General features: G+C 69.3%; 9 protein-coding genes. 2 read left to right on the top strand and 7 right to left on the bottom strand.

Going from position 1 to position 11,968, the window contains the following annotated elements; all coding sequences use genetic code 11:
• The 7 genes from FMP39_RS03345 to FMP39_RS03315 all read right to left on the bottom strand — a co-directional run bounded on the left by FMP39_RS03345 (position 1) and on the right by FMP39_RS03315 (position 9,922).
• The gene (locus FMP39_RS03345) at positions 1–2,859 is read right to left on the bottom strand and encodes an Ig-like domain-containing protein (RefSeq protein ID WP_141588565.1); all 2,859 of its coding nucleotides are present in this window, start codon (positions 2,857–2,859) and stop codon (positions 1–3) included.
• A 349-nt stretch (positions 2,860–3,208) separates the two neighbouring features.
• Positions 3,209–6,133, bottom strand: a complete 2,925-nt coding sequence (locus tag FMP39_RS03340) for an Ig-like domain-containing protein (RefSeq protein WP_141588564.1) — start codon at positions 6,131–6,133, stop codon at positions 3,209–3,211.
• Between the two features lie 176 nt (positions 6,134–6,309).
• Positions 6,310–7,278, bottom strand: coding sequence for an ornithine cyclodeaminase family protein (locus tag FMP39_RS03335; protein ID WP_141588563.1), 969 nt, complete (start codon positions 7,276–7,278; stop codon positions 6,310–6,312).
• Positions 7,279–7,299: 21 nt separating this feature from the next.
• Complete coding sequence (locus FMP39_RS03330; RefSeq protein WP_141588562.1) at positions 7,300–7,725, bottom strand: DUF4326 domain-containing protein; 426 nt, start codon at positions 7,723–7,725, stop codon at positions 7,300–7,302.
• A 19-nt stretch (positions 7,726–7,744) separates the two neighbouring features.
• A complete protein-coding gene (locus FMP39_RS03325) occupies positions 7,745–8,023 on the bottom strand; it encodes a hypothetical protein (RefSeq protein WP_020480693.1) in 279 nt (92 codons plus the stop codon).
• 102 nt (positions 8,024–8,125) lie between these two features.
• The gene (locus tag FMP39_RS03320; RefSeq protein WP_141588561.1) at positions 8,126–8,869 is read right to left on the bottom strand and encodes a class I SAM-dependent methyltransferase; all 744 of its coding nucleotides are present in this window, start codon (positions 8,867–8,869) and stop codon (positions 8,126–8,128) included.
• A 207-nt stretch (positions 8,870–9,076) separates the two neighbouring features.
• Positions 9,077–9,922 (bottom strand): DUF1963 domain-containing protein, encoded by an 846-nt coding sequence (locus FMP39_RS03315; protein WP_141588560.1) that lies wholly within the window; start codon positions 9,920–9,922, stop codon positions 9,077–9,079.
• Positions 9,923–10,048: 126 nt separating this feature from the next.
• On the opposite strand from FMP39_RS03315, the gene FMP39_RS03310 reads away from it, so the two are divergent.
• Positions 10,049–11,389 (top strand): AHH domain-containing protein, encoded by a 1,341-nt coding sequence (locus FMP39_RS03310; RefSeq protein ID WP_141588559.1) that lies wholly within the window; start codon positions 10,049–10,051, stop codon positions 11,387–11,389.
• A gap of 12 nt (positions 11,390–11,401) precedes the next feature.
• On the top strand, positions 11,402–11,968 hold the full coding sequence (locus FMP39_RS03305) for a DUF1629 domain-containing protein (RefSeq protein WP_141588558.1): 567 nt from the start codon (positions 11,402–11,404) through the stop codon (positions 11,966–11,968).

Genomic DNA, 11,968 nt, shown 5'->3' with positions numbered 1-11,968 from the left:
CTACGGCTGGTTCCGCGTGACGAAGGGGAACGTCTGGATGGCGAAGTTCCCCGCCGGGTCATCCATCCACACCTCCACGGTGTGCTCGCCGTCCACCAACTCGCGTGTGTCCAGCTCCGCCGTCCAGGTGCCGTCCGGCTGGAGCGTGGCGGCCCGGATGCCGGAGCCATCCCGCGTGAAGGCCACCCACCGAACGCCGCTCACCGCGTCCGTCACCCGCGCGGTGATGTGAATCACGCCGCGGTACGCCTGCCCCGGCACCGGCAGCAGCAGTGAGGCCACCGGCGCGGCGTCGTCGTAGCGCACCGTGCGCGACAGCGTGGTGCGCATGCCCGTCTCGCTCGTCACGTCGATGGTGAACGCGTTGTCCCCGGGCACCAGGTCCAGCGTCGCCTGCACGCCGCCGCCACCCCGGGGCAGCGTGTACGTCCGCCCCGTGGACAGCGTCACCGTGGTGGCGGACGCGGAGTACACGCCGATGTCGTAGGGCATCGCGTTTCCCGGCTGCGGCCCGACGAGCCACCCATCCGGAAGGCCCGTGGACACCCACGGCGCCTCCGCGTCCACCCACACCGTCAGCATCCGCTCCGTGACGTGGCCCACCGAATCCGTGGCTCGCACCAGGATGAGGTTCTCCCCTGGCCACAGGTCCACCCGGTGCGTCACGTCTCCTCCGCCCGCGGGCACGTCCGTCACCTGCACCCAGTTGGTCTCCACGCGCACTGGCGACCAGTCACGCACCACCATCCGCACGTCCACGCTGTAGGAACGAATGGCCGCGCCGTTGGCCGGTGAGAGGAAGGTGAGCTCCGGCGCGGTGTTGTCCACCATGACCACGGCTTCCTCGCTGGCGATGCCGCCGAACGAGTCGGTGGCCACCAGCCGGATGACGTTGGGCCCGTCCACCAGCGGCAGCACCGTGTCCACATAGCCGCCGCTGGGGTCGGGGGCCACCGGGTGGCTGACGCCCTGGATGACGAAGGTGGCCGAGTCGATTTCCGCGCCCGCCGCCAGCGGAGTGACGAAGCCACACACCTCCAGCGTCAGCGCGTCCGTGAAGCCCGGCAGTCCGCACAGCGTCACCGACGGCGCGGGGAAGGGGGACGGATGCACCTCCACCGCGAACGACGCGGAGCTGCCCAGCCGGTTCTCCCGCGCGGGCGCCAGCGTCACGCCCGAGTACACCGCGCGCAGGTCCTGCACGCCCAGCTCGCTCCAGGTGGAGGCGCGCGGACGCCACACGAAGGAGTAGATGCCGTCCCCGTCCGCGTCGTTGTCCGCGCCCACCGTGACGCCCGCCACGGAGAACGTCACCACGCCCATGCCCGGGCCTCGCGCTTCCCAGCCGCGGTCATCCACCACGCGCGCGGACAGGATGTTGTTCAGCGCCACCGTGAGCTGTCCGTCCACGGGCGAAAGCAGCGTGGTGGTGGTGGGCACGCCGTCGGTGGGCGGCGGCGGGTTGGTGTAGGTGGTGACGCGCACCGAGCCCTTCACTCCCTCCGCTTCCTGGGAGGCCGCCACCACCATGACGTCCGAGGTGAGCGACGGCTCCAGCCCCTCCGGCGCGGTGATGGTGAGCGTGAGGGTGGCCTCGGTGTCCGGTGCCAGCTGCAGCGTGGTGCGGCTCAGCGTCGCCGTCCAACCTGTGAGCCCGCCCTGGGTGCTCAGCCGGTAGCTGTCCGTCCGGTAGCCGTGGTTGCGCACCGTGATGGGGTAGGTGACGGACTGGATGCGTGGCAAATCATGTTCGAAGGGCCGGCGCGCCCCGCCGCTCACGGTGACGCTCACGCTGTAGTCGCCGAAGCACGCCAGCCCCAGCGAGGCGAAGGTGGTGGGGATGTCCGGATAGCGCGTGTCCGCGCCCCAGCTTCCGTTCACCGCCTGCCGTGCCTTGAGCCACTCCAGCGCTTCCGACATGCGCCCATCCGCGCCGGGCTTCCGGCCCGCGAGGCACAGCGCATACAGGGAGATGCCGGTGGCGAACTCGTCCGGCACGTCGCCTTCCAGCGAGCCCCAGCCCGGCGCGCCTCCGCCTGCGCGTGTGGACAGAAGCCGCGCGGCCAGGGTCTCCAGGGCCTGGGTGTTCACCGCGTTGGCGCCGGGGCCGGCGGCCTTGAGGCCCACCATGGCCCACGCCACCTGGTGCGTGTAGCGCTGGCCGTCGGTGGCCGGGCCGTCCGTCCAGTCGTTCATGTGCGCGCGCACGTACGCGGCGGCGCGGTCCAACGCGGCCTGGTACTGCGAGGCCTTGGCCGGATCCACGCGCTGCCGGGCCTGGGCAATGGCCGTCATCATCCGCGCGGTGACGCCGACGTGGCCGTAGCCCACCGGGTAGAAGGGGAAGTCCTCGCGCCAGCGGCCGGTGGCCTCCTGCCGCGTCAGCGCCCAGTCCGCAGCCAGCACCAGCGCGTCCGAGTACCGCGTGCCCAGGTGTGCGTCGTAGCCCGCGAGCCCGAAGGCGGAGTAGCTCGTCTTCGCGTTGGGATAGAAGATGCCCTCGTGGAACCACGAGCCGTCCGCGCGTTGCTCGGAGACGAGCCGCCCGGTGATGAACTCCATGTTCTCCCGGTTGGTGCGCCCGTTGTACGTGAGCGCGTCCAGGTCGTAGCCGGTGGTGCGCGCGTTCGCGAGGCCGAACAGCGCCGCGCCGTGACGGTGGCACGACGTGCAGCCGAAACGCACTGACCAGTTCGCCGCGTCCGCGCTGAGGTAGTTGATGGCGCGCTGCGCGGACTCGGCGTTGGTGGCCGCGCGTGCGGGCCCGGCGAGCAGCAGCCCTGCCAGTGCGACGAGGAAGAACGTGACGCGCGCGAGCGCGGCGCGCGGCAAGGCAGGAGAAGCGGCGTGTGAGGGCATGGGGGGCTCGCTCGAAGGATACCGCTCTGGGTATTCATGCAAGCAAAGCGCCCGAGGAAGTGAGCGCATGCCTGTCTTGGCGGCATGACAGCCATCATCTTCACGTGAGGGTCGCGCCCCACCCCGAGGCCACTTCGCCCCGAGGCAATCGAGACACATGCGCAATCCATGCTCATCGCGCTGACGCGCCGCGTGTACGGCTCCAGCGCGATTGACATGACACGCCAGACATTCACTGGATGCCGTGCTGGCGGTGAATCACACGCATTCACGCGACAGGCATTGCGCCGTGCGGGGGAAGGGCGCCCACCCTGGATGGGATTCCAGGGTGGGCCCTGCGCTCACCGCGTCAGTTGCTGACGACGATGTTGAAGCTCTGCACGGCGAAGTTGCCCACGCCGTCGTTCATCCACAGGTCGATGGTGTGCGCGCCGTTCACCATCTCCCGCGTGTCGAACTGCGCCGTCCACGTCCCGTCCGACTGCTGGGTGCCTACGCGGATGCCGGACATGTCGCGGCTGAAGCCCACGTTCGTCACCGGGCCGAAGTTGTCGGTGACGCGCGCGCGCACGGTGAGGGCGCCGCTGACGGTGCTGCCCGCGGTGGGGCTGAGCAGCGTGGCCGTGGGGGCCTGCACGTCGTAGTTCACCCGGCGCACCAGGTTGGCCGTCATGCCCGTCTCGCTGATGACGGAGATGCCCAGCGTGTTGACGCCCGGGGCCAGCGTCACCGACGTCTGAATCTGGCCGCCGCCGCGAGGCAGGTGGAAGGGCGCCCCTCCGTTGACGCGCACCGTGGTGGCGGAGACTGTCTGCACGTTGATGGCGTACTGGAAGGTGCCGTTGGGCAGCGGGCCTTGGATTTGGCCATCCGCGAAGTTGGTGCTCACCACGGGCGTGCCCGCGTCCACCCACAGGTACAGCAGCTTCTCGGTGACGTTGCCGGCGCTGTCGGTGGCGCGCACCAGGATGACCTGGCTGCCGTAGCTGACGTTCACCGGGTGCTCCACGGTGCCGTTGCCGAACTCCAGGAGCGAGCTGTTCACCCACTGCGTCTCCACGCGCACGGGCGTCTGGTCCTGCACGGACGAGCGCACCGTCACCACCGGCGTGTTCACCGCGGCGTTCTCCGCGGGCGACAGGATGGTGAGGATGGGGGCCACCCGGTCCACCGTGAGGTTGACCTGCTTGGTGGTGACGCCGCCGAAGCTGTCTCGCGCGGTCATCTGGATGATGTTGGGGCCTTCTTCCAGGGTGATGGAGGTGTAGATGAGGCCGCCGTTGCCCGGCGTGAGGACGATGGGCGCGCCGCCGTTGATGATGAACGCGGCGTAGGTGATGACGGCGCCCGGCGCGCGCGGCGTGGCGTAGCCCCAGATGTCCAGCGCCGTCTCACGCGTGAAGGCCGGCGGGTTGCCGATGGTGACCATGGGCGTCAGGTGCGGGAACGGGTCGATGATGAGGGTGCTCGACGCCGTGCTGCCCAGCAGGTTGGCCAGCGGGGCCTGCCGCTCCACGCCGGAGTACACCGCGCGGTAGTCCTGCGGGCCGGTGATGGTCCAACTGTCCACCGCGGGCACCCAGTTGAAGGCGTAGATGCCGTCGCCATCCGCGTCCACGTCCGCGCCCACGGGCACGCCCGCGACGTAGAAGGTGACGACGCCATGGGCCGGGCCCGGGACGATGGCGCCCCCGTTCGTCACGCGTGCCGACAGCAGGGTGCCGTTGCCAACGGTGACGCGCGCGTTGGCCGCGGGCGTCACGATGGTGGTGACGGTGGGCAGGCCCGTCACGGGCGGCAGGGGCGGGGTGTATGCCGCCACGCGCGCGGAGCCGGTGACGCCGGGCGCGCCGCCGGACGAAGCGATGAGCGTCACCGCGGAGGTGAGCGCGGGCAGCAGCCGGGGCGGCGCATGGACGGTGACGGTGACGGTGCCTTCGCCGCCCGCGGGCAGGAAGAGGGTGACGGGGCTCACGGACGCGGTCCACCCGGGCAGGCCGCCCTGGGTGCTCAGCGTGTACGTGTCCGCCTGATAGCCGTGGTTCTTCACGGTGAAGGTGAAGGTGGCCTGCTGCGGCGACGGGTTGTCCACCAGGAGCTCCTGCCGCTCCGCGCCGACGACGGAGACGCGCACGCTGAAGTCACCGAAGCAGGACAGGCCCAGGGCCGCGAAGGTGGTGGGGATGTCGAAGGTGGCCGAGCCGGTGCGCCAACTGCCGTCGGCGGACTGCCGCGTCTTCATCCACTCAATCGCGTTGCGCAGGCGCGGGTCGGTGGCGGGCTCGCGGCCCGCGAGGCACAGCGCGTAGATGGCGCTGCCGGTGGCGAAGTCGTTGGCGGCCTCGTTGGGCAGGTTGCCCCAGCCCGCGTTGCCGGGGGACGTGCGGGTGATGAGCCGCTCGGCCAGGGTGTTGATGGCGCCGGTGTTGACGTCGTTGAGGCCGGGGCCCGCGGCCTTGAGGCCCAGCACCGTCCAGGCCACCTGGAAGGTGTAGGGCATGCCGTTGCCGGGCGCGCTGGTGTCGTTGTTGTTGAGGTTGGCGCGCAGGTACGCGGCGGCGCGGTCCAGCGCGGCCTGGTACGTGGCGGCGCGCGCGGGGTCCACGCGCTGCTTCGCCTGGGCCAGGCCCGTCATGATGCGCGCGGTGGTGGACACGCTGCCGTGGTCCACGGGGAAGTGCGCGTGGTCGCTCGGCCACCGGCCGCTGGGCTCCTGCGTGGTCAGCGCCCAGTTGGCCGCGTTCACCAGCGCGTTGCTGTACTGGGTGGAGACGTTCTCGTCGTAGCCCGCGAGCCCGAAGACGGAGAACGACGTCTTCTCGTAGCGGAACGCGGTGCCCTCGTGAATCCACGAGCCGTTGGCGAGCTGGTCATTGCGGATGCGCTGGGCCAGCAGCTCCAGGTTGGCCAGGTTGGTGCGCCCGTTGCCGACGACGGCGTTCATGTCGTAGCCGTTGGCGCGCGCGCTCGACAGGCCGTACACCACCGCGCCCTGACGGTGGCAGGCCACGCAGTTGTTCTCCTGCGTCCAGTGCACCACGTCCGCGCTGAGGAAGTTGATGGCCCGCTGTGTGGACTGGGTGTTCGTCTGCGTCTGCGCGGCTGAGGGAAGGGCGACGACGAGCGGGACGAGCACCACCAGCCGCAGCAAGAGCGCGGGGAGGTGACGCCAGGAGGGACGCCGGGGGACGTGAGCCATCTGAGGTCTCCGAAGAGAGGCGGGGGCCGGGATTGGCACCCCGCGCGACCTCCGGGAGGAGCGCTCCAGACGCACGACGGCAGCGCTGGGCGAGCGCTCTCTCCGCGCTTCACCCAGAGTGGCTGTTGCGGCTTTGAGAGCATCCCCCCGGACTGCGCGATTGAGGGAATACTCCTGTGTTGTTGGAACTGTCCAGTCTTGCGGGTTCCGAATGAGTCACAAGATGTACGGGGTAGGCTTGACCCACTGGGTCAGCCGTTTCCGACGATGTCGAAGGGCTGTCCGAGCCCTCGCGCCAGAGCGGAATCGTAGAGGGCGCGAGCGAGGGCCACGTCCTGGAGCGCGAGGCCGGTGGAGTCGAAAACGGTGATTTCGGTCGCGTGGGTGCGGCCGGGCTTCTTGCCGGAGACGACTTCACCCAGGGTTCCAGCGATTTGCTCGGCGCGGAGGCGGCCGTCATGCAGCGGCACGTTGACCTCGCCGGAGTGGAGGGCCTGCTCGGTGTCGTCGATGAAGACGCGGCCTTCGGTGAGCAGGCGCGCATCCAGCTCCTGCTTGCCGGGGGCGTCCGCGCCCATGGCGTTGATGTGGGCGCCGGGCTGGAACCACTCGCGCTTCACCACGGGGACGCGGGCGGGGGTGGCGGTGCAGACGATGTCGGCGCCGCAGGCTTCCTGGGTGCTGACGATGCGGCCGCCCTTCTCGGCCTGGAGCGCCTTGGCGGCGGTCTCGGAGGTGTCGGCGAGCAGCAGCTCCAGGCTGTCGCCGAAGACGGCGCGGTGCGCATCGATGAGCACGCGGGCCTGCACGCCGCAGCCGACGAGGCCCAGGGTGCGCGGCTGCTTCTTCGCGAGGAACTTGGAGGCCACGCCGCCCGCGGCGCCGGTGCGCCAGGCGGTGAGCAGGGTGCCGTCGAGGATGGCCAGCGGGGAGGCGGTGTCCGGGTCGCTGAGGATGTAGAGGGCGCGGACGGTGGGCAGGCCGTGCTTCTCCGGGTTGCGCGGATGGGCGTTGACCCACTTCACGCCAGCGGCGCCGTCGAGGAACGCGGGCATGGCGCGGAAGTCGCCGTCGTAGGAAGGCAGGGACAGGTACACCTTGGGCGGCATCAGCGACTCGCCGAGGCCGTGGGCACGGAAGGCCCGCTCGACGGCGGTGAGGCCGAGCTCGACGGTGTAGAGACTTCGGAGGTCCTTCGCGCTGAGGATGAGGGTGGGCATGGCGGCGCTACATAGCGCTCCCTAATCCGGCTGTGCATCCACCCACTCCGCCAGGATGTCCGCGTGGCAGGGGCCGGGCTTGCACCAGCAGCCCAGGCGTTTGCCACGCAACATCAGCACGGCGGCGCGGTGGTCCGCGTCATGCCGGGTGCGCAGCGCCAGGTACCAGCGGAACGCGTCGAAGGCGTCCTCGTCCGGCCCCATGCGGCGCAGGGCTTCCTGGCGGATGCGCTCCTGCTCCGCCTCCGGAAGCGTTCCCAGCCACGGTGCGAAGTAGGTGCGCAGCATGGCGCCTGGAGTGCGCACGCCTCCGGGCTTGAAGGGGTTGCCGAAGCGGCCGGGCACCGGGTTGATCGGGCTCGGCTTCGCATAGGCGCGGAAGGCCCGGCCCACGTACACGTCGCAGCCGTCGTGGACATGGACCGCCGTGGTGCGCGTCACGGTCATCGGCGTGGCCTCGCGGAGGCTACTTCTTGCGCTTCTTGCCCGCGGCGGGCGCGACGACGGGCTCCGGGGGCTTCTCCGCGGCGGCCTTCAGCGTGTCGCGCTCCTCCTGCACCTTCGCCAGCTGCCCTTCCAGCTCGCTGACGCGCTCCTTCAACGTCGCGTTCTCCCCGCGCAGCGTGTCCGCGTCCTTGCGCAGCGTGTTCGCCTCCACGCGCGCCCGCGTCAGCTCGCGCGACGACGTGCAACCCACGGCGAGGGGAACCACCGCCAGCGACACCACCGTCATCCATGCCTTCATGTGATTCAGCTCCTGGACGCCCGGGCCTAGGGCCTTGAGCCCAGTCGGCCCGGCGTCGTGGCGCGGAGCGTAGGCATGGAGCCTGCGTCACAGGAAGCCGCGTCAATTGGTTGTATCTCCAACGACACTGTCGCGGACCTCGTGAATCCAGACGTGCTCCAGGCCCCAGGTGAAGAGCAGCCGATGTTTGGAGAGGACGGTGAAGCCCGGCGCCTCCACTGGCCGCGTCACGGTGAGGATGCGTGTGCCGGGGCGGCAGGTGCGGAAGCGCTCCACCAGCCGGGCCCGCGTCCGCGGTGTCAGCGCCGTCCAGTTGGTGAAGACATGCGTGGCATCCTGGAGGTCCGCGCGGGTCGCGTCGCCCACGATGAGCTGCGCGCCCGCCTTCTCCACGGACTCTCGGGCCAGGTCCACGTGGTGCTGCATCAACTCCACGCCCTGGGCCTCCGCGCCCAGCCAGCGCGCGGCCAGCAGCGTGCGGCCCCGTCCCGCGCCCAGGTCCACCAGCCGCGAGCCACGGCCCAGCCCAGCTTTCCAGAAGAGCCACACCCCTGTGTGTACCGGCATCTCGCCGTACATCAGCTCCTTGAAAATCTGCCCGCTCGCCTGGAGGACTCGCGTCGTTTCGAACGAGCGCTTCAAGCGGTAGGGCGAGACGCGCACCTCGCGCAGCCACAGGCCCAGGTAGGGCGGAAGCAACCGGGGCCGGCGCAGCAGCACCAGGACGTCACCGAGCCGGGTGAACAGCTCGATGAACACGATGCTGATGCGCAGGACGACCAGCGCCGGCAGGGACATGCCGTAGTCGTCTTCCTGCTCGGGCGGGCTGGAGGAGGGCTCCGTCATGTCCGTGGAGTCCGTGAGGATAGCACCCAGAGGAACAGCGCCTGTTGCTTCGCCTCAGTGGATGCGCAGCAGCGCCGGGGGCACCGCTCCCGCCACGCGGTTCCATGAGAACATGGGGGGCAGATATTGCACGTTCAGCGGGGGAGGTGGGAGGACCTGGCTGGCAGGTCGAACTCGCCTGACGTGCGAGCGTGCTTCCAAATCCACTCAGGCATTGGCCCAGGTCACCACCGCGCGCTCCAGCCGGCTCGCGGCGAGGTCCTCGGGGTGAATCAGCACGTAGGCCTGGTTCGTGCCCCAGTGGAATTCCGAGGCGTTGTCGAAGTCGATGGGCAAGAGTTGCGCATACGCACGAAGGGAACTGTCACGCCCGGGAGGCGGTACGAAGGAGTAGGGCTCGTCGAGCCCCGCGCTTCGGTGGCCGGACAGTCGGTGGAGGCCAGGGCGCTGCTCATCCTCCAGGTAGCCTGAAGGCGTCCACGCGTTCCATGCATCGTGGAGTTGCGTGGCCCCAGCAGGTAGCGGCGCTTCCCACTCAGCACCCCCAGGGAGTGACCAGCCGGGGATGAACTGCATCCGCGTTTCCCAGCGGCCGACGCATCGCGGCGGCGAGATAGAGCGGGCGCGCGCTTCGGTGGGGTCCGGATACCAGCGCACACGGAACGAGTTGGCGGTGCAGTCCGGTGCACGAAGATTGCGGTCGAGGGCGAAGAGGCCTCGGCGCGGCAATGTGGCAGGTGCGTCACTCAGTTGGGCGAAGTTGAGCTGCCCGAGGAAGTGGAAGCCATCCCACGTCAGGTCCACCTCTTCGACGTAGGGGATACCGCCGAACTTGCTGTCGAGCGCGGAGAGCACGGGCTTCGCGCCCCTGTGGCCCATCAGCCTGTGGAGGATGGAGGGCCGGAGGGGCGAGCGAGAGACGCGCTCCGAGCGGATGTACAGACACGGGGAAGGTGCCGTTTCGAGGAACCGCTCGATGTCGGACTCGAGTCCCGGTGCGTGGGAACGGAGCATCCGCCGGAGGTCCTCGGGGATTTCGAGTGGAGGTTTCATGGCATCGAGTCTCCCGTGGGGACGGCGCACGTGTTGATGCCTGGGGGAGCTTGCCCGATTCGAGTCAGCCACCGCCGCTAGTTTGACGGGGCGCCTCGCATGGCATCGAGGCCACGGGGGATGCCCATGCGGCTGTCTTGGATACTCTTGTTGCTGCTCATCGGGCCAGCGTGCTCGACGGTGCGTGTGGTCCGTCTGGACACGGGAGACGTGGCGCCCATCATACACACACCACGTGATGCGGAAGGCGCCAACTCCGTGGAACTGGACGATGAGGTGTTCGAGGCCGCCGTGGTGTCATTGGCCCGGGACGTGCGGCCCTCCCTGCATCCACTGCGCGATGCGCGACACCGCTTCGGTGTGCCGGACAGGAGCGGCGTCTATGTGTACGAGCGCCGAGGCCAAAGGCTGATTCCCGTGGAGGAGCGCGCGGACGGTCCGCGCCTGTTGATGGCTTATGCGGACGAGAGACTGACGCGCGACTACGGTCAATGGTGCGCGCGGAAGCGGCAACCGGGTGACTGCCTTCGGCTGCTGGATGAAGGCCCTCTGCTGGCCAGCGATGGAAAGTACACGCTGGCGATGGCCATCGCCATGGACTCGGTCTGGGACGAGACGGTTGAGGCTCTGCGCGACATGGCAGACCCACAAGCCGTGATGGCGACGGTGACAGCGGCCGTCAGCATGTACTTGCTGCTGTGGGCCTTGCCGGAGCCGGTGAGCAAGGGCGTTGCCGCCCTCGTGACGGCCACCGCGATTGCGCACCTCGGCGTGGACACGGTGTGGCGATTGCTGGATGGGTGGGTTGCGCTGGTGCGTCAGGTGGACCGGGCCACGACCTTCGCGCAGCTCAGCGATGCGGGTGAGGCTTATGGAGAGGTGCTCGGGGAGAACGCCGCGCGCATCTTCGTCATGCTGGCCACGGCGGCCATCGGAAACACGGCGGGCCTGGCGGCGAAAGCGCCCGGGCTCCCAGGTTCCTCGCAGGCGGCGCTGACCGTCGAGGCGCAGGCGGGCTATCGCTACGCGGCCCTGGGACGCGTGGAATTTGTGGCGATGACGGCCGATGGCTTCACCGTCGCGCTGGCGCCGCATGCCGTGGCGATGACGGCCGGTGGCGCGGACGGCGCGAGCCGCACGCAGCGGCATCACATCGCCACGAACAAGAACGAGGTTTCGACTGCACGTGGTGGGCCGTGGACGCCGAGATTCAAGGCCATCTTCAGACGGGCTGGGATGGAGCTGAAGGACCCCGAGAACATCGTCCCCGTCCCAGCGCACCGCGGACCACATCCACGCGAGTACCATGAGCAGGTCCTCTTCACGCTCGAAGAGGCCACGAGCACCTGTCGTGGCGTCGTCCAATGCCGCGAGGCATTGACCCGGGCCCTGAACCGCTTGGCGCGTGAAGTCTCGACACCCGGCACGCGGCTCAACACACTGGTGACTTCGGGCTCGCGGCGCTAGGAGCGTTCCATCATGCCGACGCGGTACTTCCAGCTCACGGATGACATGTATCTGCCCAGTCGCTGGGAGTTGGGAACCCTCGACGGACCGGATGGAGTCCCGGTGCAGCCGGCGCTGCTCAGGAGCGGAACACCTCTATCGCTGAAGGGCCGCTTGAAGGTTGCCATCGAGGAACCCGGAGGCCCGCTCGATTTCACCCACGCGCCGTACAGCATTCCCATCGTGCATGTTCGGGTGGCATCCCTGCTCACGGAGCAGAGCCCAGACGAGGTCCAGTTCCTGCCGGTCGACATTCCCTCGCAGCCCGACCAGTACCTTGTGCTGAACGCTCTTCGGCTCATCCGGTGCATCGATGACGCCCGCTCCTCCGAGGTCCGCTACTGGGAACCGGAGGACGGCATGCCCGAGAAGCTCGGGACCTACTTTTCCATCGCGGGTCTGCGCATCGACCCCACGAAGGCCGGAGATGCTCGGATGTTTCGCACCTGGGGTTGGACGGGCGCCCTCATCATCTCCGAGGACCTCAAGGCCGCCCTGGAACAGTCCGGCGCCACGGGGATGAAGTTCACCCCCGTGTGA

The organism is Myxococcus sp. AB056, from assembly GCF_006547365.1.
Taxonomy (GTDB): domain Bacteria; phylum Myxococcota; class Myxococcia; order Myxococcales; family Myxococcaceae; genus Myxococcus; species Myxococcus virescens.
This window is presented reverse-complemented; position numbering and strand designations above follow the sequence as displayed.